Source organism: Goodfellowiella coeruleoviolacea, from assembly GCF_024171785.1.
GTDB lineage: Bacteria > Actinomycetota > Actinomycetes > Mycobacteriales > Pseudonocardiaceae > Goodfellowiella > Goodfellowiella coeruleoviolacea.
The window spans coordinates 38,225-64,756 of sequence record NZ_JAMTCK010000002.1 but is presented as its reverse complement, the minus strand read 5'-3'; the positions used below and the strand labels follow the sequence as shown (position 1 = coordinate 64,756).

Genomic DNA, 26,532 nt, shown 5'->3' with positions numbered 1-26,532 from the left:
ATACACAATTAGGCAGGAAATCACTCATCGGCGGTATCAGCCGACATCTCGACACTACCCTCAGCGAAAGGCAGGCCATGCTGACCGGATGCGAACCGTGGCCGGAGGAGATCGCCCGCAGCTACCGGGAGGCCGGTTACTGGGCTGGCCAGACATTGGGCGAGGCACTGCGCGGCTGGGCGGCGCGCGGCGGCGATCGGACCGCCGTGGTCAGCAGGGACCGCCGGGTGAGCTACCGCGAACTGGACGAGTGGGTGGACCGGTTGGCCGCCGGCTTCCACGCCCGCGAGATCGGCGCCGGTGACCGCGTGGTGGTGCAACTGCCGAACACCCCCGAGTTCATCGCGGTGTGCTTCGCGCTGTTCCGCCTCGGTGCCGTGCCGGTGTTCGCGCTGCCCGCCCACCGCGCCAGCGAGATCACCCACCTGTGCCGGCTCACCGACGCGGTCGCCTACCTGGTGCCGGCCCTGCACCGCGGCTACGACCACCGGCTGCTGGCCCGACAGGTGCGGCTCGCCGTGCCCGGCGTGCGGCAGGTCTTCGTGGCCGGCGAACCGGGCGAGTTCGTGGCGCTCGCCGACGTCGACGCCGCTGGCACCGCGCTGCCGGCGGCGTCGGGCGGGCTGGCCGAACCCGACCCGGCCGATGTGGCGTTCTTCCTGCTGTCCGGCGGCACGACCGCACTGCCCAAGCTGGTTCCGCGCACCCACGACGACTTCCTCTACCAGGCCCGCGCCGCCAGTGCGGTGTGCGGACTCAACCAGGACAGCGTGTACCTGGCCGCGCTTCCGGCCGCGTTCAACTTCGCCTGGGGCTGCCCCGGGGTGCTGGGCACCCTGCACGCCGGCGGCACCGTGGTGCTGGCCAGGTCGGCCAGCCCGGACGAGTGCTTCACGCTGATCGAGCGGGAACGCGTCACGATCACCTCGGTCGTGCCCACGGTGGCACAGTTGTGGTTGGACGCCGTCGAGTGGAACAGGCGGGACCTGTCCAGTCTGCGGGTGCTGCAGATCGGTGGCGCCAAGCTGCACCGGGAACTGGCCGAGCGGGTCCAGCCCGCGCTGGGCTGCCGGCTGCAGCAGGTGCTGGGGATGGCCGAGGGGCTGATCTGCTTCACGCGGGAGGACTACTCCGCCGAGGAGGTGCTGACCACCCAGGGCCACCCGCTCTCCCCGGCCGACGAGATCCGGGTGGTCGACGAGCACGGTCGGGACGCGCCCGACGGTGAGTTGGGCGAGCTGCTCACCCGCGGCCCGTACACCATCCGGGGCTACTACCGCGCGCCCGAGCACAACGCCACGGCGTTCACCGAGGACGGCTTCTACCGGACCGGTGACCTGGTGCGCCGAACCGCGGCGGGACGCATCGTCGTCGACGGGCGGATCAAGGATCTGGTCAACCGGTGCGGCGAGAAGGTCTCCGCGTCCGAAGTGGAGGGACACCTGCTCGCGCACCCCCGGGTCGCGCAGGCGGCCGTGGTACCCGCGCCGCACCCCGAACTCGGCGAGCAGATCTGCGCCTTCGTCGTCCCCTCGGGCGAGGCGCCGAGCCTGGTCGAGCTGAGGCGACTGCTGCTGGATCGCGGGCTCGCCGCCTACAAGCTGCCGGACCGGCTCGACGTGGTGGTCGCCCTGCCCGTCACCGGTCTGGGCAAGGTGGACAAGAAGGTGCTCGCCGCCGACGCGCTGCGCCGGGTCGAAGCCGACCAGACCACCGACGCCGCCCGGCCGGTCCACTGAGGACATGCCTAAGCCACCACGTCCACGGCCGACCGGCGGGGTGCACCGCCTGGACCCCCCGTTGCCTCAGGCTACCGAGGAGCACAGCACTCATGACCAGCACGCGCGAAGACGAGCGCATCGACGAGGACTTCCTCCAGCACGTGCATCCGATGTTCGCCCTACTTCGTGACGAGTCCCCGGTGCGCCCGGTGCGGACACCGAACGGCCTGCGAGTCTGGCTGGTAACCCGTTACGACGACGTCCGCGCCGGGTTGGGCGACTCACGGCTGAGCAAGGACATCCGCCACTCCGAGGAACTCATCGCGCGGCACCTTCCCGGGACCGGCGTTGGTGACCACCGCGAGTACGCCCGGCTGCTCAACCTCCACATGCTCAACACCGATCCACCCGACCACACCCGGCTGCGCCGGTTGGTCGGCCGGGTCTTCACCGCCCGGCGGGTGGAGCAGCTGCGTCCGCGCATCGAGGAGATCACCGAGCAGCTGCTCGCCAGCATGCCCACCGGCGTGCCGGTGGACCTGATCGAGGCGTTCGCCGCGCCGCTGCCCATCACCGTGATCTGCGAGCTGCTCGGCGTGCCCACCGCCGACCGGGAGCGGTTCCGCGGGTGGTGCCGGGTGCTGGAGTCCAGTGTGGGCGGTCCCGAGCTGGGCCGGGCCGGCCAGGCCATGGCCGACTACCTCGACTGGCTGTGCGTGACCAAGCGGGCCAACCCGGATGGTGGCCTGATCAGCGCGCTGGTGCAGCCGGACAACGACGGGGACCAGCTCAGCACCGCCGAGACCACCTCCATGGCCTACCTGTTGCTGGTGGCCGGGCACGAGACCACGGTCAACCTGATCGCCAACGGCGTGCTCACCCTGCTCACCCACCCCGACCACCTCGCCAGGCTCCAGGCCGATCCGGCGTTGGTGCCGGCCGCCGTCGAGGAGTTCCTGCGCTACGAGAGCCCGGTCACGGTCGCGACCAGGCGGTACACCACCGAGCCGGTGGAGATCGGCGGGATCACCATTCCCGCCGGGGAGTTCGTGCTGCTCTGCCTGTCCTCGGCGAACCGCGACCCGAGCCGGTTCCCCGACGCGAACGCCTTCGACCCGACCCGGTCCACCCACGGCCACCTCGCGTTCGGCCACGGCATCCACTTCTGCCTCGGGGCTCCGCTGGCCCGCCTGGAGGGCGAGATCGCCTTCACCCAGCTGCTGGCCAGGCTCTCCTCGGCCCGCCTCGCGGTGCCGGCCGAACAGCTGCGCTGGCGGTTCAGCCTGCTCATGCACGGTTTGGAGGAACTGCCGGTCGTGCTCGGCTGAGCGCCGCCAGCGGCGTGCGGCGCGGCAGCCCACCGGCACCGCGCCGCACCCCACCGACTGTCGCCGTTCTCCCCCGGTTCGTCGGTGCGGGGCGGTCAGACGAAGGCGCTCAGCCCGGTGATGGCGCGCCCCACGACCAGGGTGTTGATCTCGCGGGTTCCCTCGTAGGAGTAGAGCGCTTCGGCGTCGGCGACGAACCGGCCGATGTTGTAGTCCAGCACGATGCCGTTGCCGGCCAGCAGTTCCCGCGCCCAGCCGACCACCTCCCGCATCCTGGTCGTGCAGTACGCCTTGGCCAGCGCGGAGTGCTCGTCGCGGTAGGTGCCGGCCTCCTGCAGCTGCGCCAGCCGCACCACCATGGCCAGCGAGGCGGTGGTGTTGCCGACCATGCGCACCAGCAGGTCCTGCACGAGCTGGAACTTGCCGATCGGCCGACCGAACTGCTCCCGGTTCTTGGCGTAGTCCAGGGCGATCTCGTAGGCGGCCAGCATCACGCCGGTGGCCTGCCAGGCCACCCCGCTGCGGGTCCGCCGCAGGATCACCGCGGTGTCCCGGAACGAGTTGGCGTTGTGCAGCCGGTTGGCCTCGGGCACCCGGCAGTCCCGCAGCACGATGTCGGCGTTCTGCACCGCCCGCAGCGCGATCTTGTTCTCGATCTTGGTGGCGGAGAAGCCGGGGGTGCCCTTCTCGACCACGAAGCCCTTGACGTGGTTGTCCTCCTCGTCCCGCGCCCACACCACCACCAGGTCGGCGAAGGTGGCGTTGCCGATCCAGCGCTTCTCGCCGTTGAGCACCCAGGTGTCGCCGTCGCGGCGGGCGGTGGTGCGCAGGCCACCGGCCACGTCCGAGCCACCGTGCGGTTCGGTCAGCGCGAACGCGCCGATCTTCTCCATCCGGCTCATCGCCGGCAGCCAGCGCTCCCGCTGCTCATCCGAGCCGCAGGCCACGATGCTGCCCATGGCGAGTCCGGTGTGGACACCGAAGAAGGTGGCCATGGACGGGTCGGCGTGCGCCATCTCCAAGGCGAGGAAGCCGCTGAGCAGGCTGCTGGGCCGGGGACCGGGCGACTCGGGGTAGGCCAGCCCGGCGATGCCGAGGTCGGCGTAGCCCTGCACCAGGTGGGTCGGGAACTCGGCCCTGGCCCAGTTCTCGTTGGCCACCGGCACCACCTTGGTGCGCAGGAACTCGCGGACCCGCAGGATCAGTTGCCGCTCCTCGTCGGAGAGCAGTTCGCCGAACCGGTAGAAGTCGCCGTCCAGGATGTCTGCCACGGTCCCCACGTCCTCCCTGCTGCGTCTGGTTGTCCGGATCGCGGTCGGCAACGCCTCAGAGCACGTCGACGAGTTCGGCGCCCACCACGCCCCTGGCGACCAGGTCCCGGATCGCCTCGGCCGGGTAGCCGATCTCGGACAGCACCTCGGCGCTCTGTTCTCCTGGGCGCGGACAGTGCCGCCGGATCGTGGCGGGGGTCGCGGAGAAGCGCACCGGCGGCCGCACCACTCGGTAGGCGCCCTCGGTGGGGTGCTCGGCCACCTGGATCAGTTCGCCCTCGGTGACGTAGGGGTCCTCGGTGACCTTCTCGATGTCCAGCAGGGGTGCGAACGGGATGCTGTGTTCGGCGCAGAAGCGCTCCCACTCGGCGGTGGTCGCCCGCACCGCGGTCTCCTCGATCAGCTCGTACAGCTCGGCCTGGTGCTGGACCAGACCGGCCGGGGTGGTGAACCGCGGGTCCTCGGCCAGGTCGGGCCGGCCGATGAAGACGAGGAAGTCCTGGATGTTCCTGACGCTGTAGGGCAGGATGCACGCCCAGCCGTCCTTGGTGGCGACGGCCCGGTGGGTGGGGGTGACCGACCGGGAGAACCCGATCGGACCGAGGGGCGGTTCGAACGTCAGCCCCTCCATGTGCTCCACCAGGTTGAACGCGAGCAGGGTGTCGGTCATCGGCACTTCGACGAGTTGGCCCCGGCCGGTCCGGTCGCGGCTGTGCAGCGCGGCCAGTGCGGAGTAGACGGTGGTGAGCGAGCAGAGCTTGTCGCCGAGGACGGTCGGCACGTAGTAGGGCCGGCCGGTGACCCGGCGCATCAGGTCGGACAGGCCCGAGGCCGCCTGCACGATCTCGTCGTAGGCGGCGCGGTTGGCCAGCACCGAGTCCGAGCGGAACCCCTGTGCGTGGCAGTAGATCAGCCGGGGGAAGCGGTCGGCGATCTGGTGGTGGTCCAGGTTCAGCCGCTGGAGCGCGCCGGAACGCATGTTGGTCACCAGGATGTCGGTGTTCTCCAGCAGCTTCAGCAGGATCTCCCGGCCCCGCGGGTCCTTCAGGTTGACGCCGAGACTGCGCTTGTTCCGGTTGACGTTCATGGCCAGCGCGGACATCCCCGGGTGGCGCTGGGGGTGGAGCCGCCTGGTCGACTCCCCATCCGGTGGCTCCACCTTGATCACGTCCGCGCCGAGGTCGCCCATGATCTGCGCGGCGAACGGCCCCATGACCACAGTGGACATGTCCACCACGCGGACGCCCGCCAGGGCGCTGGTGATCTGGTCGGTCGTCGCGCTGTTCGCTGACACCACAACGCCCCTCCTCGGTGGGCAACTCCGCGGTGTGCCGCGGACTCCGCTCGTCCTGGCCGGCCCGCACGCCGGTGCGCCGGCCCACGCGCCGGTGCCGCTGCCCGGCGGGGGTGGGCGTTCCCGGACGGTTGGGCCGTCCCGCCCCGGTTACCTCGGTGCGATGCGCTCAACCCTGCCCCGGCCCGGATTTCGGCCCGCTGTTCCGGCGGTTCGCCGACGTCCTGTTGGGACGGTCCACCTGGGACACGCGGGCGGGCACCGGTAGGGACCGCCCGGGTTAACCCCACCAGGTGGGCGCGGGTGGGCAGACCGAGGTGGCCGGCCAGCCGAGGTGGCTGGCCGGCCCGGTCGCCGTGCTCAGCAGGCGCGCCGCACGTCGCCGGTCGCGCAGGTGACCAGCTTCTCGAACTCGTCAGGGCCGACCGGCTCGCCGATGCCCCTGCCCTGCGCGAACTGGCCGCCCAGCTGGCGGACGCAGCCGAGTTCGCGTGGGCCGTCCACGCCCTGCATGGTCACCTCGCAGTTCAACCGCAGGCCGAGGGCGACCAGCGAACCGGCGACCGCCTCGGTGCAGTTGCCCTCCTCCGCCACGCCCAGTTTGGCCACCAGCGCCGGCGGTACGACGATCCCGTAGACCGGCACCGAGGTCAGCCGGTCGAACCGGGCGTAGCGGGTGCCGATGTTGTTGATCTCCAGGCGCACGTTGAGCCCGGTCAGCTCGATGAGGTGGTTGTGCCACCCGCCGCGGCGGTCGAACAGGCCGGCCTCCTCCATGCGCAGGCGCAGTTTCGCCGGTGGCGCGTGGGTCTCCCGCAGCGCCGTGCGCACGTGGTGGACCAGGCACTCGTCGTCGGACGCCCGCTGCGACACGTTCACCGCGACGAACGGGGCCCTGGCGCCGAGTCGGTGCTGCCACCGGGCGGCCTGCGCGCACGCCGCCCTGATGATCCACTGTCCAACCGGGAGGGTCAGGCCGATCTCGTCGGCGAGTGCGACGAGATCGGCCACCGGCACGTCGCCGTGCTCGGGATGCCGCCACCACGGGCTGGCCTCGGCCCCCACGATCACCCCGTCGGTCACCCGGGCGATCGGGCTGAACGCCAGCCGCACCTGGCCGGTTTCCAGGGCGTCGGGCAGCGCCATCAGCAGGCTGCGCCGCTGCCGGTCCCTGGCCACGCTGCCGGGGTCGACGACCACCCAGGGCTGTTTGGCCGCCTGCACGTTGCTGGCCAGCGCGATCTCGGCCTGCCGGAGCAGGCTCTCCACGCTGCTCCGCCCGGCACGCCCCGCCACCACGCCGATCCACGGCGCGAACACCAGCTCGCGGTCGTCCAGCCGCACCGGCTGGGCGATCCAGTCGGCCAGCCGCTTGACCAGGTCGTGCAGGGACACCCAGTCGGTGGAGTTGGTGACCAGGATGGCGAAGGTGTCCGCGTCGAGCCGGCCGACGGTCACCCCGCGCATGCCCGCGGTCGTCCCGCGCACCCGGCACGCGAGATCGGCGACCACCCGGTCGTGCACGGCCGGCTCGAACGCGTTGATGGTCGAGACCAGCCCGCCGACCCGGACGGCGCACAGGGCCACGGCCGCGTCGACTCCGGCCGCCGCCAGCGCGGCGGTGACGCGTTCGCGGAAGTCCCGCTGGTTGGGTAATCCGGTCACCTCGTCGCGGTAGGCGCAGCGCAGCAGGCGTTGTCGCCACAGCGCGCGCTGGGTGGCGTCCTCGGCGGTGCCCTCGGCCGGTGGCCCGTCAGCCTGCCTGACCCCGGTCGACCCAGTCCCGCCCAGCCCAGTCTCACCCAGCCCGGTCCCGACCGGCTCGGTTCCGGCCGACTCGCTTCCGGCCGGCTCGCTTCCGGCCGGCTCGCTTCCGGCCGGCTCGGGTTCCGGGGCCGCCGATCCGGTCGGGGCCGGGTCCGCGACCGCGGTGGCGGGCCGCCGCGTCCTGACCAGTTGCAGCGCGGTGGTCGTGCACAGCTGCTCGTCGAAGAGGCGGTCGCGCAGTCCCTCGGCGTAGCCGCAGGACAGGTCGGCGAACACCTGGGCGCGCAGCTGTGGCTGGTTGCGGCCGGCGAACTCCTGCAACTGTTCGGCCCAGGGCATCAGCAGCCGGACCGTGGCGGTGAACGCCCTGGTGGTCAGGTGCATGTCGTAGGCGAGCGCCCGGCCGACCAACTCGGGTGCGAGCGTGGCCATGTCCGGGTCCAGCAGCCGCAGGGCGAGTTCCTTGGCGAAGCCGAGCAGCTTGTCCCGCAGGCCGGCCTGGCTGTCCAGCACGCAGCAGACCTCGCAGATGCCCCTGGCCCACTCGGCCACCAGCGGCTCCAGGTCGAAGTCCCGGGTCCGGGCCGCCCCGGCCGCCGGTTCGCCGCGCTCGTCGGCCGGCGGGTCGGCGGGTCCGGCCTCCCGCGCCAGGATCTTCGCCAGGGTCACCCGCATCACCGCGTCCTCGACCGGGGAGGCCGGCGCCCCGAGCACGGCCGACAACCGCGCCAGCCGGTCGTCGACCAGGCGCCGACGGGCATGCGCGCTGGTCCCGGGCAGCCACTGCAGAACACGGTCGAATATCACGCCTCACCCCTTGTTTCCCGGTCCCCCGGATCGTTCGCCTGGTCGCTGTCCCGGGGACGCCGCCGGGAGAGCCGGCCGGTGGGCAGATCCGCCCGTGCCGCCAGCAGCCGGCGCGCCCGGGAGACGTAACTGGACGCGGTGCGCGGGCTGCACCCGAGGACCTGGCCGATCTCCTGGGGCGACAGCCCGTTCGCGTTCAGCACGATGGCGTCCCGGAGGTGGTCGGGCAGCTCCCGGATCGCCCGCATGGTGTCGGTGTATTCCTGCCGTGTCTCGATGTCCGCGGTGTGCGCGACGAGCACGTCGTGGCTGTCGGTGAGTTCGACGGGAACCGCGTCCCTGCTACGACTGCGCAGCGCGGACCGGGCCAGGTTCTTGGCGATGGCGAACAGCCAGGCCCGCCGCTCGCCCTTGGGGCGGTCCCAGGTCTCCCACACCCGCGAGAAGGCGTCGGCGGTGATCTCGACGGCGTCCAGGTGCGGCGCCATGCCCCGGACGTACCGGAGCACCGCCAGGTAGTGCTTGTCGTAGAAGGTCTTGTAGTCGGTGTGCTGATCGTGCGACGGGCGTCCGTCGTCGCACGCGTTCCGGGCATTGGTCACTCGTGGTCGTCCTCACCCGGCGGTTCGACCAGCGTCGCTAAGGTTTTTCGGTGAACCCGCTCGGTCAGGAGTGGGTCGACCATGACTCGTGCCTCATGGCCTGCCCTGGGCACACCGTGGTTGACCACCACGGCCGCCCTGGTCGCGGCCATCAGCTGCAACAAACCGGTGTTCCTTCCAGTGCGTCGGCTTCGACGGGAGCGAAGCTCGGTGAAGGCTGGTCACCCCGTACCACGTTGGCGGCACCGTTTTGTTGATGCGCCAAGGGCAATGTTCACTCGATCGTGTTTGTCACCCACGTGAGTCACACGGAAATCCCACACCACGTGTCCGCCGGCCTCCTATCCCCCTGCCGGGTGGCGGAGTGCCCGACAAGACGCAGATCGCTCCCTACGGAGAGCCACCGGGATGGGAACACAGTGCCGTGACCAGCAGTACCAGCCGCGCGATCGCCGGGTGCCGGCAACCCCGGCCAGTAAGATCAACTGGTGCTCGGGGGACACCGTTCCGGGGGCGCTGAACCGCCCGCCGTTGATCTTGACCGGCCCAGCGCCGCCCGCGTCCACGACTGGTTGCTGGGGGGCAGTCTGAACACTCCGGCGGACCGGGCCGTTGGCCGGTCCCTGACCGACCGGCTGCCCGTTCTCGTCCCGCTCGCGCGTGCCCACCGGGCGTTCTCCCGCCACGCCGTCGCCGCGATGCTGCGCCAGGGCATCCGGCAGTTCGTCGACCTGGGGTCCGGCCTGCCCACCGTCGAGCACGTGCACCACGTCGCCCAGGCCGAGCACCCGCAGGCGCGCGTGGTCTACGTCGACCACGACCCGGACACCGTTGCCCAGGCCGAACTCCTGTTGCGGGACAACCCGTTCGCCGCCGCCGTCCGGGCCGACCTGCGGCAGCCACTGACGCTGCTGGACGCGGTCGTGCGCACCGGCCTGCTCGACGTGACCGAGCCGACCGGGCTGCTGGCCGTCGACGTCCTGCACCTGGTTCCCGACCGGGAGGACCCAGCCGGCCTGCTGCGGCGCTACGAGCGGCTGCTGGCCCCGGGCAGCTGCCTGGCCCTGTCGCACTGCCTGGCCGGCGCTGCCGCCACCCTGGTCCAGCAGCGACTCGGCGAACTCGCGCACACCGGTGCCCTGTTCCCCCGCACCAGGGCGGCGCTGCGCGCGTGGCTGGCGTCGTTCACCCTGCTCGATCCCGGTCTGGCCGACCTGCCCTGGCCGGACTCGGCGCCGCCCCCGGACGAGCCGGACAGCGCGCTGGCGGTCTGCGCCTTGGCCCTGGTCGGCTCGGCAGGGCAGCGGCCGGCCCGGCCAGCGGCGGACGAAAACCCGGTGTGCCCGGCGGGAAGGCGTTCTACCGTCCGCGCCATGTCATCCCCACCACCGGCCGGCACCATCCGACCGGCCACCCCCGAGGACGCCACCGCGCTCGCCGAGATCCACGTCGCCTCCTGGCAGGCCGCCTACGCCGGCCACCTGCCCGACGGGTTCCTGCGGAACCTGTCCGTGGCCGACCGCCAGCGGTCCTGGCAGCAGTGGCTGGCCGCGACCGACCAGGCGTCCTCGGTCCTGGTGGCGGAGGCCGACGAGCACGTGGTCGCCGGCTTCGCCGCGATCGGTCCCAGTCGCGACGACAACGCCGCCCCGGGCACCGGGGAACTGCGGTCGATCTACCTCCACCCCAAGCACTGGGGCCGGGGCCTCGGCCGGTTGCTGCACGACCAGGCGATCGAGGCGCTGCGCCAGCGCCGGTTCCGGCAGGCCACCCTGTGGGTGCTGGCCAGCAACACGCGGGCGCGCCGGTTCTACGAGACGGCCGGGTGGGCGGTGGACGGCGCCACCCGCACCGACACCAGTCGCGACGGCACCGTGCTGTTCGACGAGGTCCGGTACTGGCGGGACCTGCCGCCGGAGTCGGTCTGAACGGGACGGTCAGCTGGCCGCGGGCGGGAACGGGTTCACGGTCCACCCCCTTCGGCCACGACCGCCTGGAAGTGCGCGCACCGCGCCACGTCCTCGTGGTCGCAGCGCAGCGCGCACTCGACCAGTCGCAGGGCGGCCTGTGCCTCGGCGACCCGCCGGGTCAGCTCCGCGTGCTGGCGGCGCAGCACCTCGCGCCGCTGCGCGGAGTTCCCGCCGGCGAGCATCTGCCGGATGGCGTCGAGGCCGAGCCCGGCCTGTTTGGCGCGCAGGATCACGGCGACCCGGTGCAGGTCCTCGCGGCCGTAGCGGCGCCGGTCACCGTGGACCCGGGCCGGGGTGAGCAGTCCCACGGATTCCCAGTGCCGCAGCACGTGGGTGGCCACACCGAAGCGCGCCGCGACCGCCCCGATGCTCAGCGCGTGGTCTCCGCTTGACTTCATGTCGACATTAAGTCGCACGCTGACGACCATGTCCAACCACACTCCCCCGGACGCCAGCGAGATCGCGGTGGACGAACTGATCCGGCGGCTCGACCTGGCTGACGCGCTACCCGAGGCCGCCAGCCTGCGCGCGCACAGCTACGACCTGCTGGCGCCGACACCCGGCGCGCTGGTGGTCGACGTGGGCACCGGCTCGGGCCGGGCCGTGGCCGAACTGCGGGCCCTGGGTGCCGCCGCGATCGGGGTCGACGTCAGCGAACGGATGGTCGCGGTGGCGCGCCGGCGTTGGCCCGGCGCCGACTTCCGCCTGGGCAGCGCCTACCGACTGCCGCTGCCCGACGGCTCGGCCGCCGGTTACCGCGCGGACAAGGTGTTCCACGAACTCGACGATCCCGGGGCGGCACTGGCCGAGGCGCGCCGCGTGCTGCGCCCCGGTGGGCGGATCGTGCTGCTCGGCCAGGACTGGGACGGGTTTCTGATCGACTCCGACGAGCCGGTGCTGACCCGCGCGATCGGGCACGCGCGCGCGGACACCGTGACCAATGCCTGGTCCGCGCGCCGGTACCGGAACCTGTTGCTGGACAACGGTTTTGTCGACGTCACCGTCTCCGCGCGCACCGTGCTGCACACCGACGAGAGGGCGCTGCCCCTGCTCGTCGGGCTGGCCGCCGCCGCGCACTCGGCCGGCGCCGTGCCACGTGACCAGGCCGACGCCTGGGTGGCCGAGCAGACCCGGCGCGCGCGGGACGGACGGTTGTTCCTCGCGGTGCCGCTGTTCGTGGCCGCGGCCACCCGGCCCTGACCCGCCGAGCCGGCTCCCGGGCGTGCGCGGCACCGCGCCCCGGGGCGCACCGAGGTCGACGGCGGCGCCGAACAGGCCGGCCCGGTGGCGCCAGTCATCAGTTGTTGGCCAACGTCTGTTGAGCACACTCCGGCAAGGTTGCCCGCAGGCGTCCCCTTCTGGTTGACAGCCGGGGTGCACCCACCCAGCATGAGAGCGCTCTCACGCGGCCCCGTCGCGCCGCGAGGAAGGAGAGAAGTCACACCCAGCTCCGCGGAAGACATCGTGAGGAGTTGCTCGTGCGTTTCACCCGAAAACTGCTCCACTGGCTGAGCGCCGTGGCGGTGGTCGCGTCCACCGCGGTCGGCGTGTCAGCGGCGTCGGCCGCGCCGGTCGCGGCGGCGCCCCCCAACCTGTTGCCGCTGACCCTCACCAACAACTCGGGGCGCGCCGAACAGGTCTACGTCTACGTGCTCGGCACCAACCTGAACACCGGCAAGCTCGGCTACGTCAACGCGGCGGGTGCGTTCACCCCGTGGTCGCCGGGGTCGCTGCCGCCGAGCCCCGCACCCGACGTGGCGATCACCGGGCCGGCCAACGGCTCGGCCACCACGATCCAGTTGCCCATCATGTTGTCCGGCCGGGTGTACGTGTCCTTCGGGGAGAAGCTGAAGTTCTTCCTCACCCCGGACGGGCTCGTGCAGCCCGCGCCGTGGGCGGCCGGGGACGCCAACCGGGACATCCTGTTCGACTGGAGCGAGTTCACCTACAACACCAGTGGCCTGTGGTTGAACACCTCCATGGTGGACATGTTCAGCGTGCCGCACGCGGTCGAGGTGACCGCCGCCAACGGCAGCACCCAGCGCACCGGGGACCTGGTCCCCAACGGTCGCGAGCGGATCTTCAACGCCCTGCGCGACCAACAGGGCGACTGGGCCAAGCTGGTCCAGTCGCGCGGTGACGGCACCCGGCTGCGGGCGCTCTCGCCGGGCAGGGGCATCGACGCCGGACTGTTCAGCGCCACCTACTTCGACAGCTACGTCAGCCAGGCGTGGGCGACCTACCAGAGCACCACGCTGACGGTGGTGCCGTTCGAGAACGAGCCGGACAAGAAGTTCTTCGGCCGGACCGACTCGGCCGGGGTCATGAACTTCACCGACACCTCGGGTGCCAGGGTCGCCTCGTTCTCGCGACCGTCCACCAAGGACGTGTTCGGCTGCGACGGTGCGCTGCACGCCCCCAACGACGGGGTGGTCGGCCCGATCGCGCGCACCCTGTGCGCGGCACTGCACCGGTCGACCCTGGGCTACCTGCACACCCAGCCCACAGTGGACCCGGCCCAGTTCTACACCCGGGCCACCACCGACCACTACTCCCGCGTGCTGCACGCGAACTCGGCCGACGGCAAGGCGTACGGCTTCGCCTTCGACGACGTCGGGCACTTCGAGTCCCTGGTCCACGACGGTTCACCGCGGGCCGCGCGGATCATCCTCACCTCGTTCTGATCCGGTCCACCCCGGACTCCTGATCGGCGACGGCGGCGGGCGCCGCGGGCGACCCGTCGCCACCCGCCACTTTGGATAGGTTAGCCTAACTTCGTTGCCGTCCAGGAGACCCAGCGTGTGAAAGCAGGACAGCCATGCCCAACGCCAGAGTTCCCCGTCTCTCCCGTCGTGGTCTGCTCGCGGCGGGTGGCAGCCTCGCCCTGGGTGCCCTGGTCTCCGCCTGCGGAGGCGGCGGCAGCGGCAGCGGTTCCACCGGCTCGTCCGGGACGGCGTCCAGCGGGAACTCCGGCGGCTGGTCCTTCACCGACGACCGCGGCGTGACCGTGCGGGCCGACGCCACACCGCGCAACATCGTGGCCTTCGTCGGCACCGCCGCGGCACTGCACGACTACGGCGTCGAGTGCTCGGCGGTCTTCGGCCCCACCAAGGACAAGGACGGCAAGGCCGACGTCCAGGCGGGCGAGATCGACGTGGACAAGGTGCTCGTGCTGGGCAACAACTGGGGCGAGTTCAACATCGAGAAGTTCGCGTCCTTACAGCCGGACCTGCTGGTCGCCCCGATGTACTCCAAGGACACCCTCTGGTACGTGCCGGACGAGAGCAAGGACAAGATCCTCGGCCTGGCGCCCAGCGTCGGGATCAACACCGCAAACACCTCGCTGCCCGTGCCGATCCAGCGGCACGAGGAACTGGCCCGGGCCCTGGGCGCGGACCTGTCCGCGCCGAAGGTCACCGACGCCAAGGCCCGCTTCGACCAGGCCTCGGAAGCACTGCGCCAGGCCACCTCGGCCAACGGCGGGATCCGGGTGCTGGCCTGCTCCGCCAGCCCCGACCTGTTCTACGTGGCCGCGCCGGACGTCCTGACGGACCTGCGCTACTTCAAGGAACTCGGCGTTGACTTCGTCGTCCCGGACCAGCTCGGCGCCGGTGTCTTCTTCGAGAACCTGAGCTGGGAGAACGCCAACAAGTACCAGGCCGACGTGCTCTTCCTGGACAACCGGACCGCGTCCCTGCAACCCCCGGCGCTGGCGGCCAAGCCGACCTGGAACTCGCTGCCCGCGGTCGCGGCCAACCAGGTCGTTCCCTGGGTGTACGAGCCCCGCTACTCCCACGCCGGCTGCGCGCCGTTGCTGGAGGCACTGGCCAAGGCCATCCAGGGCGCCAGGAAGCTGGGCTGACCGCCCGACCACGGACGCGGGTTCGGGGCAGTCGACGTGACTGCCCCGAACCCCTTGACCACCGCTCCGCCCGGAACCTCACGGGCCGGCGTCCGGCACCGGGTCAGCGCGCCCCGGCGGTGACGGGCCGCCGCTGCCCCGAGGTGGCCGGGGCCGGCGCGTCCGAGGTGCCGATGCTGCTGCGGAAGCCGCGCAGGCGCAGGCTGTTGCTCACCACGAACACCGACGAGAACGCCATGGCCGCGCCCGCGATCATCGGGTTGAGCAGCCCGGTGGCCGCCAGCGGCAGCGCGGCCACGTTGTAGGCGAACGCCCAGAACAGGTTGCCCTTGATGGTGGCCAGCGTGCGCCGGGACAACCGGATCGCGTCCACCGCGGCCCGCAGGTCGCCCCGCACCAGGGTCAGGTCGCTGGCCTCGATGGCCACGTCCGTGCCGGTGCCCATGGCCAGGCCCAGGTCCGCCGTGGCCAGCGCGGCCGCGTCGTTGACGCCGTCGCCGACCATGGCCACCACCTTGCCCTGCTGCTGCAGGCGGGCGACCACGTCCACCTTGTCCTTGGGCAGCACCTCGGCGATGACCTCGTCGATGCCGACCTGCTTGGCCACCGACCGGGCCACGGCCTCGTTGTCGCCGGTCAACAACACCGGGGTCAGCCCGAGCGCGCGCAGCTCGCGGATGGCCTGGGCCGAGGTGGGCTTGACGGTGTCGGCGACCACCAGCACGGCGCGGGCCTGACCGTCCCAGGCCACCGCCACCGCGGTGCGCCCCTCGGCCTCGGCCGCCGCCTTGGCCCTGGCCAGTTCGGCGGTCAGGGGCTGGCTCCACTGCTCCAGCAGCGCCGACCGGCCCACCAGCACGGCGCGGCCGTCAACGATGCCCTGCACCCCCAGTCCCTCGACGTTGGTGAACCCCTCCACCGAGGGCAGTTGGCCCACGGCCTGCTCGGCACCGCGGGCGATCGCCTTGGCGATCGGGTGCTCGGAGGCGTGTTCCAGGGCGCCGGCCAGGCGCAGTGCCTCCGCCCGGTCGGTGCCGGGCGTGGTGTGCACCTCGACGAGGTCCATCTGGCCGGTGGTGACCGTGCCGGTCTTGTCCAGCACCACGGTGTCGATGCGCCGGGTCGACTCCAGCACCTCCGGGCCCTTGATCAGGATGCCGAGCTGGGCGCCTCGGCCGGTGCCGACCAGCAGCGCGGTCGGCGTGGCCAGCCCGAGCGCGCACGGGCAGGCGATGATCAGCACGGCCACCCCCGCGGTGAACGCCGCGGCCACCCCGCCGCCGGCCCCCAGCCAGAACGCCAGGGTGCCCACGGCCAGCGCGATCACGATCGGCACGAACACCGCGGAGACCCGGTCGGCCAGCCGCTGGATCTCGGCCTTGCCGGTCTGGGCGTCCTCGACCAGCTTGGCCATCTGCGCCAGCTGCGTGTCCGCGCCGACCCTGGTGGCACGCACCACCAGCCGGCCGCCCGCGTTCACGGTCGCCCCGACCACGGCGTCGCCGGGCCCGATCTCCACGGGGACGGACTCGCCGGTGAGCATGCTGGCGTCCACCGCCGAGTTGCCCTCCTCGACCACACCGTCGGTGGCGATCTTCTCGCCGGGGCGGACCACGAACCGGTCGCCCACCGCCAGCTGGTCAACGGGGATGCGCTGCTCGCGGCCGCCGCGCAGCACGGCCACGTCCTTGGCGCCCAGTTCCAGCAGGGCCCGCAGCGCGGCGCCGGCGCGGCGCTTGGCGCGGGCCTCGAAGTAGCGGCCGGCCAGGATGAAGGTGGTGACCCCGGCGGCGACCTCAAGGTAGATGGAGCCGGCGCCGTCGGTGCGCTGGATGGTGAACTCGAACGGGTGGGTCATGCCTGGCGTGCCGGCGGTGCCGAACAGCAGCGCGTACAGCGACCAGGCGAACGCGGCGATGGTGCCCATGGAGATCAGGGTGTCCATGGTGGCCGCGCCGTGGCGCAGGTTGGCCCAGGCGGCGCGGTGGAACGGCCAGGCGCCCCAGACCAGCACCGGGGCGGCCAGCGTCAGCGAGATCCACTGCCAGTAGGTGAACTGCAGGGCGGGGATCATCGCCAGCGCGATCACCGGCACGGCCAGCGCGGCCGAGCCGATCAGCCGCTGCCGCAGCGAGCGGGTGGGGTCGTCCTCGGGCGCGGGCCCCGGCTGGCCCGCCTCGGTGGTCTCGGGGGGTGGCGGCGCGGGCAGGCTGGCGCCGTAGCCGGCGGCCTCGACCTGGGCGATCAGCTCCTGGGGGTCCAGCGCGGCGGGGAAGCTGACCTTGGCCTTCTCCGTGGCGTAGTTGACCGTGGCGGTGACGCCGTCGAGCTTGTTCAGCTTGCGTTCGATCCGGGCCGCGCAGGACGCGCAGGTCATCCCGGTGATCGCCAGCTCGACCTGGCCGGTGTCGGCCACGGCTCCCGACGGGTTCGGGGTGGAACTCATCTGCGAACTCTCCCTCGATCGTGTCTGGGCGGCGGTCAGCCGTGCCCGTGGCCGGTGCTCTCGACGCCGGCCGGGCCCGTCGGCGTGCCGGTGGTGGCGTCCACGGTGAACTCCGCGGTGTGCACCGCGCCCGCGTGCTGGAAGTCCAGGAACAGCCGGTAGCCGCCGGCCGTGGGCACCTCGGCCACGAAGTCGACGTCCGGGCCGGCCGGGGTGCGGCCGTCGCCGGGGGCGCCGTCGGGGTGCACGTGCAGGTAGGCCAGGTCACCCAGGCGCAGCGCCACCAGGTGCCCGTAGGCGGCGAGGTAGGGCTGCAGGTCGGTGACGGGCTGGCCGTCCCTGGTCACGCTCAGCCGCAGCGGCGAGGCCGTGCCCGCGACCAGGTCACCGGTCAGCCGCACCTGGTAGCCGTCCACCTCCGCCACTCGGGAGGACGGGTAGGACCGGGGCGTGAACTGGCCGGCCACGAAGATGTCGGTGCCCAGGGTGGTCGCGCTGCCCCCGGTGGGGGTGAAGTCGGCGAAGACCCGGTAGGTGCCGGCTTCGGTCAGGGTGAGGGGCACGCTCCAGGTGCCGTCGGCGGCCATGTCCGGATGGACGTGCTGGAACCCGGCGGTGTCCCGGCGCACCACGATCAGGTGCATCCGCTTGTCGTGCTCGACCTCGAAGCCGGTGACGGGGGCGCCGTCCTGGCCGAGGACGCGGAAGGAGAAGGGCTGGTCGGTGCCGGTGGACAGGGTCGTGCTGGTGGGCGTGAGGGTGTATCCGCCCCTGGACGACGCCAACCCGCCGGGCAGGTCGGTCCGCGCGCCCTCCGCGACGGTGCCGCTGTGAGCGTCCCCGTGGCCGGTGTCCTCACCACCGGTCGTGCCGGTGTGCCCGCTGGACGCGGACGCGCCGGGAAGGGGACCGACAGCGGTTCCGGCCGCCCAGGCGCCCGCGGCGACCAGGGCGAGTGCCGCACCGTAGGCGGAGAGCTTCGCTGCTGTGTTCATGACTTCCTCGCTGCCGGGGTCCCGGTGTGGAGCCGGACGGTGCCGGCTCCACACCGGTCAGTGGTTGGGGTCAGCTGGCGGCCAGCTGGTAGCCGGCCTCTTCGACGGCGGCGCGCACGTCGGCCTCGTCGAGGGCGTCAGCGCTGGTCACGGTCACCGCGCCGGTGGGCAGGTCAACGGCCACCCCGGACACCCCGTTGATCTTGCTGACCTCCTCGGTCACCGACTGCACGCAGTGCCCGCAGGTCATGCCGACAACGGTGTAGGTGGACTCGGCCATGGTTCTCTCCTCGTTCGCGTTGACGTGGTGACTCTTCGTGGTGTTCGGGCTCAGGACCGCACCAGGCGGGCGATGGCCTCGCTCGCCTCGCGGACCTTCTCGTCGGCTGCCACGCCGCCCTCGGCGATGGCCTGGGCCACGCAGTGCTTGAGGTGCTCGTCCATCAGGCCGAGGGAGACCGCCTGCAGTGCCTTGGTCGCCGCCGCGATCTGGGTGAGCACGTCGATGCAGTACTCGTCGTTCTCCACCATCCGCTGCAGGCCCCGAACCTGACCTTCGACCCGGCGCAACCGCGCCAGGTAGCCGTCCTTGTCGGTGCTGTAGCCACGCATCTGCCACTCCCTCCGGTGACGAACCCCGAGCCTCACAGTACCCCTAGGGGGTATTGGTAGCCGCGGCTCCCGTTCACGTGGTCATTTATACCCCCAGGGGGTATCAGAGGTCAACTCGGCCCGGTCCGGCCTGCCGCCCACCGCCGCGACCAGCGAAACTCCGTGCGCACAACGCCTTCATCACCCGTTCGTGTGTCGAGTGGACCGGCCGCCCGGCCCGCCCGGATCGTGGTCCGGCCGGATCACGTCCAGGCCGGCTACCCCTTCGGGGTACCCGCGCGTGGTCGGCGCCACGCAACGGCGGCGGCCGGTCCCCGGTCGGCACCGCAACCGGCGCGGCGCGTCCGGCCCGCCCGGGCGGATCGGGTCATGATCGTGGTGTCGGGTCCGGTCGAGGTCGGCCAACCCGCACGCCCTATCGTGTGCGCGCGGCAGCAGCGGGGGGAACAGCGCGGCACGCGAGCAGCGGGCTGGGCGCGGAATCGAGTGACCGGGCACAGCGGACAGGTGGAACGAACATGGAGCGGGTCGACTACTACGAACTCCTCGGCGTCGCCCCGACCGCCTCAGCAGCCCAGATCAAGGCGGCCTACCGCGCACTGGCCAAGGTCATGCACCCCGACGCCGGCGGAACCGCGGGGGCGTTCCGGCTGCTCAGCGACGCGTACGCCACGCTGACCGATCCCCAGCGGCGGGCCGCCTACGACCGCTCGCTGCGCCGGCCCGCCGGCACCGCCGGCACCGCCGCACCGGCGCCAACCCGGCGCCCGCGCCCCGCCCGGGACTGGCGGACGCGCACCAGCCGGCAGGCCCGCGAGGACCCGGACTTCGCCCCGACCGTGCCCGATCTCGCACCCGACACCATTCCCTGGTGGCCGGCGGTGAACGCCGACGAGTCCGCCCGCTACCTCCCCACCGACGCCCCGGGACACGCCCCGGTGGTCACCGTGCTGGGCGGCTGGCCGCTGATCCTGCTCACCACCCTGCCGCTGCGGCCGTCCCCGCTGCTGCTGAGCCTGTGGCTGGTGCTGCTGGCCGCGGCCTGCACGAGCGCGTTCTGGCTGGTTCGGCTCTACCAGGCCGCCGCGCGCAGCCACCGGGACTTCCTCGCCGAGTTCGGCACGCCCAGGGTGGTCGGCGCCCCCTCGGCCGAGCACAGCGAACTGGGCGAGCACCTGACCGCCGAACTGCTGTCGCGGTATCTGACCAGGCTGCCCGGGGTCCGCATCTTCCACGGCCTGAGCTGGCCGGACTCGGTCTTCGCCGACATCGACCACGCCGTGCTGTGCGGCCGGCGGCTGGTGCTGATCGAGTCCAAGGTGTGGCTGCCCGGCCACTACGCGGCCGATGAGGACGGTCGGCTGTGGCGCAACGACCACCCGTTCCGCGGCGGTGACTCGCAGCTGGCCGAGGGGGTGAGCGCCTACCGCGCGCTGCTGCCCGACGTGGAGGTCCGCGGCGCGCTGATCCTCTACCCGAGCGCCCCCGGCGAGATCACCACCGAGGAGCCGGACGAGGAACTGGCCCCGCCGATGACCCCGGAGCAGTTCGTGCACGAGATCGGCGGCTGGCTGGCCACCGATCCCGCCACGGTGGACCGCGACGCGCTGCGCACCCTGCTCGGCCGGGTGACCAACGCCGACCCGACCTGAGCCGCGGACCGGCGGGCCGGTGGCGCGGGACCGCCGACGTGACCGGTCCCGTTCGCGGGCACGGCACCGGTCCGGTTGACCTTCCAGCGGCTGGAGACCCTAGGTTGCCGGCCCGTGACCACTCCGCTGTCGCCCCCGGGGAGGTGCTCGTGACCCGCTGCGCCGAGTGCGGAGCACCCGCGCGGCCCCACTCGTGCGCGGAACTCTTCGACACCGTGCTCGCGCTCGACCACTCCCAGCGCCCGCCCTGGGGTCCCCTGCACGGCGTCACCGTGTCCTGCTTCGTGCTCCAGCACCCCGGCCGGCTGCCCGCGCCGGGCCGGGCGCAACCCTGGGCGGTACTGCACGCGTACCTGGCCGGCGGCCAGACCGCGGTGACAGCCCTGGCCGGCAGGATGCGCCGCGCCAACTCCCACCACCGCCGCGGGGTCGGCCTCGCGGACGTGTGGGCCGGCGTGCCAGCCCCGCCCCTCGGGCCGGTGCCCACCGGCTTCGCCGTCACCATCACCGATGTCGCCCTCGACGGCACGTTCCCCGCCGCCGGCTTCCCGGAACGGGTCAGTGCCTGGGCGAGGGCCACGGTCGCGGCCTGGCGTCCCCGGTGACGGCACCGCGGCCCGCGGGCTCGCCCGGTGCCCCGGGCGCCAACCGCGCCGCCGGCGGCAGCGGTGCGTGGTGCGGGGCGGCCTGCAACGCCTGGAGCACGAGCGCGGCGAAGCGCCGGGAAGCCGCGACCTGACCGGCCGCGGTGGTGGCGCGGATGCCCCGGTTGGCCATGAGCACCAGGACCAGGTCGTCCAGGACGAAGTCCGGCCGCAGGTGGCCGGCGCGCTTGGCCCGCTCGGCCAGTTCGGCCACGGCGGCCAGCGCGCGTTCGCGGGCCGAGGTGAACTCCCGCGCCCCGGGAAAGGCCGACGCGAAGGCCTCGGTGAAGCCCCGGTTGCGCGCGTGCAGCACACAGATCTTCTCGATCACCAGGCGGAAACCCCGCCACGGATCCGGCTCGGCCAGCCCCTCGTCGACGATGGCGTGACACATCCGCACCTCCTCGGCGAAGGCCGCGGCGATCAGCGCCTGCTTGGTCGGGAAACGGCGGTAGAGGGTGGCGGGGCCGACCCCGGCGTGCCTGGCGATCTCCCGCATGGGCACGGTCACGCCTTCGGCGGCGAACAGCCCTCGGGCCGCGGCGAGGACGCGTTGCCGGTTGTCCAGCGCGTCGGATCGCAGCGGGTGAGGCAGATCGTCGGTCACCGCTCTCACTTTAGCTAAGTGGACGGTGCCGTCCGTTAGCGTCCGAAGCCGGACAGCGTCGAGCGCAACCGAGGAGACGGCAGTGCGGGCAGTGGCGATCCACACGTTCGGACGGCCCGAGGGCCTGGAACTCATCGACCTTCCCGCGCCGGCCCCCGGCGCCGGACAGGTGCTGATCGCCGCTGAGGCGATCGGCGTCAGCGGCGCCGACGCCGTCATCCGCCGCGGGACCCTCGCCGCCTACGGCTTCACCGAGGGACACATCCCGGGCAGCGAGGTGGCGGGCACCGTGACCGCGGTCGGCGACGGCGTGGACACCGCGTGGGTCGGTCAACGCGTGTGGGCGTTCACCGGTGTCGGCGGCGGGTACGTCGAACAGGCGGCCGTCCCGGTCGCGGAGGTCATCCCCCTGCCGGCGGGCCTGTCCGCTGCCGACGCGGTGGCACTCGGGAGTTCCGGAGCGGTGGCCCACTTCGGCCTGGCCCGTGCCCACTTCGCCGCTGGTGAGTCCGTGCTGGTGCGGGGCGCGGCCGGCAGCATCGGGATCACGGCGGTCCAGCTCGCGGCACGTGGTGGCGCCAGCGCGGTGGCGGTCACCACGTCCTCGGCCGAGCGGGGCGCCCGGCTGCGCGCGCTGGGCGCGACCCACGTGCTGGACCGCTCCGGCGCGGGCGGCGCGGACGCTCCCGCCGGCTACGACGTCATCCTCGACGTCGTAGCCGGGGCGGACATGCCCGCTTTCTTCGACCGGCTCAACCCGAACGGCCGGCTGGTGGCCGTGGGCGCGGTCGGCGGCCAGCCGCCGGCGGACTTCGGCGCGAAGCTGATGGCGGCGTTCCAGAAGTCGATGTCGTTCGCCACCTTCAGCGCCGCCACCGTGCCCCCGGCCGCGCTGCGTGCCGTGCGGACCGCGCAGTTCGCCGCCGCCGGCCGGGGCGAGCTGCACGCGGTGGTGCACGAGGTGCTGCCGTTGGAGCAGGCCGTGCTCGCGCACCAGAAGATGGACAGCGGTGCGGTGTTCGGCAGGATCGTGCTGACGCCGTGACCCCGGCCCCTCCCGAACCACGCGCCGGAGGCGCTGTCTAGGCGACACCGGGCAGGTGCGCGCTCAACACGGCGGACCGTCCACTCCGGACCACCGCGACGGCCTCGGCCAGCGCGGCCGGCAGCTCGTCGGGCCGGGCGACGCTGCGGGCCCACGCGCCGCCGGCCGCCGCGGCGACACCAGGCAGGTCGGCCCGTGGCGCGAAGCTCACGTTGAAGTCGTCGCGGGCCGAGGCACTGCCCTCGGGGTGCACCCCGAGCGTGGACAGCTTCGGCGACATCCAGCCCTGGTTGTCCATGATCACCGTCAGGCTCGGCGTCCGGTAGCGGCTGGCGACCCACTGGGCCGAGGCGGGCACACCGAACAGGTAGGTGCCGTCCCCGACCAGTGACACCACCAGCGCGTCCGGCCGGGCCAGTTTCACCCCGACCGCCGCGCCCGCGTGCCAGCCGAGCGAACCACCGCCGGAGCCGAGCAGCGCGCCCGGCCGGTCGACCCGCAGGTGTTCGCCCACCACCTGGTAGTTGGAGATCGCCTCGGTCAACACGATGACGTCCTCGGTGTGCTCGGCCAGTGCCCGCCGCACGCACGCCACCAGGTACTCCGGCGTGATCACCTCGGGGTCGGGCCGCTCACGCTCGGCCAGTTCCCGGGTCCGCCGGCCGTGCGCGGCGGCCAGTTCGGCGCGCCGCGCGCCCACCACCGCCGGATCGGCCAGGGGTGCCGCCGTGACGAACTCGGTCAGCTGCCGCACGGCCGTGCCCGGATCGGCGCGGGCGAACACCTCGGCGGGCACGTGCCACAGCGGCATCCGCTCCCGGAGCGGGTCCACGTCCACCACGAACACCCTGGCGTGCTCGGGGGGCCGGTTGCGGACCGGGATCCACGGCACGTCGCTGCCCAGGACCAGCACCACGTCGGCCGCGGCCAGCACCACGTCGGCCGCGGCCAGCACCGGGTGCTGGCCGGGGGTGTTCCACTGGTAGCCGGCGTGCAGCGGGTGGCTGGCCGGGAAGTTCATCCGCATCGGCACCGACTCGATCACCGGGACGGCCAGCGCCTCGGCCAGCTCGACCAGCGCGGGCACGGCCTCGGGGTCGCGGCCCAGGTAGGAGGTGACGATCACCGGGTTGGCCGCGCCGGCCAGGGCCGCACCGATGGTCGCCACGGTCCTCGGGGCCAGGCCCGCCGGGTCGATCGCGGCGTAGCGGTCGGGGCCGTACTCCGGCCGGTTGGCCCGGGCCGGGTCCAGGTGCTGCTCCATCACCTCGCGCGCGCCGACCAGGTAGACCGGGCCGGGCGGGTCGCTCACCGCGATCTGCGCGGCCCGGCGCACCAACTGCTTGACGTTCTCCCCGGTGCGGATCTCGTTGTCGTACTTGGTGTAGCCGCGCACGATGCCCCGCTGGTCCGGCACGTCCTGGATCCACTGGATGAACTCGTTGCGGCTGCCGGGCAGCTCGCCGTGCTGGGTGATCGGTGAACTGCCGGCGAACACCAGCACCGGCACCCGCCCCCTGGCCGCGTTGTGCAGCATGCCGCCGATGTTCTGGGTGCCGCACTCCACGTGCACCACCACGGCCTGCGCCCGTCCGGTGATCTGGGCGTAGCCCTGGGCGGCCGAGAACGCCACGCTCTCATGTGGACAGATGACCAGTTCGGGGAACCGCTGCGCGCTGCCCTCCGCCCTGGCCCTGGCGTAGGCCTCGACCAGGCCGGTGTGGTCGCTGCCCAGGTTCGCGAACACGTAGTCGACCCCGGTCTCGCGCAACGCCTCCAGGAACGCGGTGCTCGTGGTGTACCACCGTGCGCTCATACCGGTCAGTCAACCAGCGCTCGGCCCGGCCGGCACCCCCCACCGGATCACCACCCACCCGTCCCGCCGCGCCCCGGCCAGCGCGCCCGCACCTCGGCGAAGCCCCGGGTGCGGCGGGCCAGCGAGGCGACCGAGACGTGGCCGGAGCAGGTGAGCAGGGCGGCGGTGGCCGCGCTGTCCTCGGCCGCGTGGGTCAGCGCCGAGTGCCGCAGCTGGCAGAGGGTCCACGGTCCCCCGGGCAGTCGACGGGTGGCCTGTTCGAAGCACTCGGCGGCCCGCCGGTAGGACAGCCGGGCCCGCCCGGTGCGCAGGTCCAGGTCGGCGCTGGGCAGGCTGACCCGGGCCCGCCGGTCGGTCAGGAACACCGGCCCGGCCCGCCGACCGGCCAACAGGCCGGGCAGCAGCCGCGCGGTGGCCGTCTGCCACCCGATGACGTGCGTGGCCCCGTCCCTGCCGCGCACCAGGGCCTGCCGGTTGCGCAGGTCCAGCTCTGGTACGTCCAGCCCCAGGACCTCGTCGACGCGGGCGGCGGTCTCGTAGAGCATCCGCCAGAGCACCCGCTCCCGCAGCGGCAGGTGTGGTCGGGTCAGCAGGCTCTCGATCTCGGATCTGTCCAGGACGCGGGGCCGCCGCCGCTGGGTCCGCGGCCGGCGGTGGATGCGGTGCAGCGGGTTTCCGGCGAGCCAGCACTGGGCCTGCCACCACGCCACGGCCGAGCGCAGCGCGTCGAGGCGGGCGTTGGCCGTGGCATTGGCGGCACCACCCCAGCGGCGGACGAACCAGCCGGCGATCCGCTCCGCGGTTGGCTCCTCGGCCAACACGGCCAGTGGGGTGGTCGAGCCGAGTTCGGCGACCAGGGCGCGCAGCGCGACGCCGTAGGACCGGGCGGTGTTGGTGTTGCGGACCTGGGCGAGGAAGGCATCGACCGCGTCGGCGAGGTGCGGCCCCGCGGGCACGATGGCGAGGTGGTGGGCGCTGTTCACGCTGGTCCTCCTCACTGCTATTTCAGCTAAAGATTAGGCGGATTGAGTCAGCGCGCTCGCCGAAAGAGGCCGGCGCAGCTCGAACCCACGCGTTATCGCAGGTAATCAACGGTTATCTGCGGAACGCGCACATCGATGTTCCCCGACATCGATCCACATCCTGTTGAGCAGCGCATTCATCCCTTGTCGGCGGTGATCGGAACAGGTTTCCACAGCGCTCACCGGTCAGTTTTGCCAGCACCGCACAAGCAATCCCGACGGGCCGGGGTGCGCACCGAAAAAAGCCGGGGCACGCTGGGGCGACAGCCAGTACCACAAAGCGCGTGCCGGCGGCGCCAACCGGTTGGCACCAACACCCGATCAGACCGGCCGGGCACACCCGGATCAACCAATGGGGCTGGGCCGCCCACCCCCGAACCGAGGAGAAAACAATGTCGAACATCCCTTACGTGAAGTCCGAGACGATGGAGATCGTTCCGGAGCAACAAGCGGCAGCGGAATTCGCCGGACTGACCAAAGATTTCCCACAACTGACCCACCTGCGCGCCGCGGTACCGGTCCTGCTCGGCACCAGCATCGAAGCCGCGGAGAGCAGGCCGTTCGGGCTGCGCTCGCAGTCCACGCTGAGCAGCGCGGTACCCGTCGGCAGTTCGGAAGTGGAAAACGTCAATTCCGCATTCATCGTCCAGTCGCTCACCAATGGTTCGACCCAGTTGGCCCTCTGCGCGACCATCATCAAGGGGCAACCCGCCGGGGAGACCCTGGGGGAGGTGTTCGCGCTCAGAACCACCACCGGCGGTCAACTCGACCAGGTCGAGGAATTCACGCCGGAGCCGACCGCCGAAGGAAAGGTGGTGCTGCGCGACGGCTGGTGGAACCGGCTCACCACCTGTCTCAGCCGGGAGAACTGCGGAACCACCTGTCTCAACGCCGCGCTCACCTGTCCCAAGGTGAACTGGGCGGTCTTCCTCGGTTGCCTGGCGGGGCGGTGCGGCGGCTGCATCGTCAAGTGCGCCGCCTGTGCCACCTGCGACTGCAGCTTCTGGTGCAAGTTCGTTGCCGGCTGCTGCAACGGCTGACCGATCCGCCCGGCGGGTCAGCCGGTCAGCG

At 72.4% G+C, this 26,532-nt stretch carries 23 protein-coding genes; 10 read left to right on the top strand and 13 right to left on the bottom strand.

All coding sequences use genetic code 11. The annotated features are described in order from the left end of the window. The first annotated feature begins 77 nt into the window (after window positions 1-77). A complete protein-coding gene (locus tag LX83_RS03955) occupies window positions 78-1,739 on the top strand; it encodes a (2,3-dihydroxybenzoyl)adenylate synthase (protein ID WP_253767135.1) in 1,662 nt (553 codons plus the stop codon). Window positions 1,740-1,831: 92 nt separating this feature from the next. Then, entirely contained in the window at window positions 1,832-3,049 is a 1,218-nt protein-coding gene (locus LX83_RS03950) for a cytochrome P450 family protein (RefSeq protein ID WP_253767133.1), read from the top strand. Between the two features lie 95 nt (window positions 3,050-3,144). Here LX83_RS03950 and LX83_RS03945 read toward each other — a convergent pair whose 3' ends face one another. The 5 genes from LX83_RS03945 to LX83_RS03925 all read right to left on the bottom strand — a co-directional run bounded on the left by LX83_RS03945 (window position 3,145) and on the right by LX83_RS03925 (window position 8,954). Then, a complete protein-coding gene (locus tag LX83_RS03945; RefSeq protein WP_301327649.1) occupies window positions 3,145-4,308 on the bottom strand; it encodes an acyl-CoA dehydrogenase family protein in 1,164 nt (387 codons plus the stop codon). Window positions 4,309-4,375: 67 nt separating this feature from the next. After that, window positions 4,376-5,614: a CaiB/BaiF CoA transferase family protein gene (locus LX83_RS03940; protein WP_308203906.1), complete on the bottom strand. Its 1,239-nt coding sequence runs from the start codon at window positions 5,612-5,614 to the stop codon at window positions 4,376-4,378. A 360-nt stretch (window positions 5,615-5,974) separates the two neighbouring features. Continuing rightward, entirely contained in the window at window positions 5,975-8,188 is a 2,214-nt protein-coding gene (locus LX83_RS03935) for an EAL domain-containing protein (protein WP_253767129.1), read from the bottom strand. Beyond that, window positions 8,185-8,790 (bottom strand): RNA polymerase sigma factor, encoded by a 606-nt coding sequence (locus LX83_RS03930; RefSeq protein ID WP_253767127.1) that lies wholly within the window; start codon window positions 8,788-8,790, stop codon window positions 8,185-8,187. The genes LX83_RS03935 and LX83_RS03930 overlap by 4 nt, the downstream gene beginning before the upstream one ends. Further along, complete coding sequence (locus LX83_RS03925; RefSeq protein ID WP_253767125.1) at window positions 8,787-8,954, bottom strand: hypothetical protein; 168 nt, start codon at window positions 8,952-8,954, stop codon at window positions 8,787-8,789. Before LX83_RS03925 ends, LX83_RS03930 begins: the two co-directional genes overlap by 4 nt. 324 nt (window positions 8,955-9,278) lie before the next feature. Here LX83_RS03925 and LX83_RS03920 point away from each other — a divergent pair, with 324 nt between their 5' ends. After that, the gene (locus LX83_RS03920) at window positions 9,279-10,718 is read left to right on the top strand and encodes a GNAT family N-acetyltransferase (protein WP_253767123.1); all 1,440 of its coding nucleotides are present in this window, start codon (window positions 9,279-9,281) and stop codon (window positions 10,716-10,718) included. A 35-nt stretch (window positions 10,719-10,753) separates the two neighbouring features. Here LX83_RS03920 and LX83_RS03915 read toward each other — a convergent pair whose 3' ends face one another. Continuing rightward, window positions 10,754-11,158, bottom strand: a complete 405-nt coding sequence (locus LX83_RS03915) for a MerR family transcriptional regulator (protein ID WP_253767121.1) — start codon at window positions 11,156-11,158, stop codon at window positions 10,754-10,756. Between the two features lie 28 nt (window positions 11,159-11,186). Between LX83_RS03915 and LX83_RS03910 the strand changes: the two genes are divergently transcribed. From LX83_RS03910 to LX83_RS03900, 3 genes are all read left to right on the top strand, one after another. Further along, window positions 11,187-11,960: a methyltransferase domain-containing protein gene (locus tag LX83_RS03910; RefSeq protein ID WP_253767119.1), complete on the top strand. Its 774-nt coding sequence runs from the start codon at window positions 11,187-11,189 to the stop codon at window positions 11,958-11,960. A 278-nt stretch (window positions 11,961-12,238) separates the two neighbouring features. Continuing rightward, on the top strand, window positions 12,239-13,444 hold the full coding sequence (locus tag LX83_RS03905; protein ID WP_253767117.1) for a glycoside hydrolase family 64 protein: 1,206 nt from the start codon (window positions 12,239-12,241) through the stop codon (window positions 13,442-13,444). A gap of 134 nt (window positions 13,445-13,578) precedes the next feature. Further along, window positions 13,579-14,622 (top strand): ABC transporter substrate-binding protein, encoded by a 1,044-nt coding sequence (locus tag LX83_RS03900; RefSeq protein WP_253767115.1) that lies wholly within the window; start codon window positions 13,579-13,581, stop codon window positions 14,620-14,622. A 103-nt stretch (window positions 14,623-14,725) separates the two neighbouring features. Here LX83_RS03900 and LX83_RS03895 read toward each other — a convergent pair whose 3' ends face one another. The 4 genes from LX83_RS03895 to LX83_RS03880 all read right to left on the bottom strand — a co-directional run bounded on the left by LX83_RS03895 (window position 14,726) and on the right by LX83_RS03880 (window position 18,675). Beyond that, window positions 14,726-17,068, bottom strand: a complete 2,343-nt coding sequence (locus LX83_RS03895) for a heavy metal translocating P-type ATPase (RefSeq protein WP_253767113.1) — start codon at window positions 17,066-17,068, stop codon at window positions 14,726-14,728. A gap of 35 nt (window positions 17,069-17,103) precedes the next feature. Beyond that, the gene (locus tag LX83_RS03890) at window positions 17,104-18,063 is read right to left on the bottom strand and encodes a hypothetical protein (RefSeq protein ID WP_253767111.1); all 960 of its coding nucleotides are present in this window, start codon (window positions 18,061-18,063) and stop codon (window positions 17,104-17,106) included. Window positions 18,064-18,133: 70 nt separating this feature from the next. Continuing rightward, window positions 18,134-18,343 (bottom strand): heavy-metal-associated domain-containing protein, encoded by a 210-nt coding sequence (locus tag LX83_RS03885; RefSeq protein ID WP_253767109.1) that lies wholly within the window; start codon window positions 18,341-18,343, stop codon window positions 18,134-18,136. A 50-nt stretch (window positions 18,344-18,393) separates the two neighbouring features. Further along, complete coding sequence (locus LX83_RS03880) at window positions 18,394-18,675, bottom strand: metal-sensitive transcriptional regulator (RefSeq protein ID WP_253767107.1); 282 nt, start codon at window positions 18,673-18,675, stop codon at window positions 18,394-18,396. A 518-nt stretch (window positions 18,676-19,193) separates the two neighbouring features. Between LX83_RS03880 and LX83_RS03875 the strand changes: the two genes are divergently transcribed. Further along, a complete protein-coding gene (locus LX83_RS03875; RefSeq protein WP_253767105.1) occupies window positions 19,194-20,327 on the top strand; it encodes a J domain-containing protein in 1,134 nt (377 codons plus the stop codon). 149 nt (window positions 20,328-20,476) lie between these two features. Further along, the gene (locus tag LX83_RS03870) at window positions 20,477-20,932 is read left to right on the top strand and encodes a DUF5946 family protein (protein ID WP_253767103.1); all 456 of its coding nucleotides are present in this window, start codon (window positions 20,477-20,479) and stop codon (window positions 20,930-20,932) included. On the opposite strand, the gene LX83_RS03865 is transcribed toward LX83_RS03870, so the two are convergent. Then, window positions 20,886-21,578: a TetR/AcrR family transcriptional regulator gene (locus tag LX83_RS03865; protein WP_253767101.1), complete on the bottom strand. Its 693-nt coding sequence runs from the start codon at window positions 21,576-21,578 to the stop codon at window positions 20,886-20,888. The genes LX83_RS03870 and LX83_RS03865 overlap by 47 nt on opposite strands. A gap of 82 nt (window positions 21,579-21,660) precedes the next feature. On the opposite strand from LX83_RS03865, the gene LX83_RS03860 reads away from it, so the two are divergent. After that, window positions 21,661-22,623: a zinc-dependent alcohol dehydrogenase family protein gene (locus LX83_RS03860; protein ID WP_253767099.1), complete on the top strand. Its 963-nt coding sequence runs from the start codon at window positions 21,661-21,663 to the stop codon at window positions 22,621-22,623. A gap of 37 nt (window positions 22,624-22,660) precedes the next feature. Here the strand turns inward: LX83_RS03860 and LX83_RS03855 are convergent, their stop codons facing one another. Both LX83_RS03855 and LX83_RS03850 read right to left on the bottom strand, forming a co-directional pair. Next, window positions 22,661-24,439, bottom strand: a complete 1,779-nt coding sequence (locus LX83_RS03855) for a thiamine pyrophosphate-requiring protein (RefSeq protein WP_253767097.1) — start codon at window positions 24,437-24,439, stop codon at window positions 22,661-22,663. A 47-nt stretch (window positions 24,440-24,486) separates the two neighbouring features. Further along, entirely contained in the window at window positions 24,487-25,422 is a 936-nt protein-coding gene (locus LX83_RS03850; protein WP_253767095.1) for a tyrosine-type recombinase/integrase, read from the bottom strand. A gap of 431 nt (window positions 25,423-25,853) precedes the next feature. Here LX83_RS03850 and LX83_RS03845 point away from each other — a divergent pair, with 431 nt between their 5' ends. After that, window positions 25,854-26,501 carry a hypothetical protein gene (locus LX83_RS03845; RefSeq protein WP_253767093.1) on the top strand — a complete coding sequence of 216 codons (648 nt, stop codon included), beginning with the start codon at window positions 25,854-25,856 and terminating at the stop codon, window positions 26,499-26,501. Window positions 26,502-26,532: the final 31 nt, after the last annotated feature.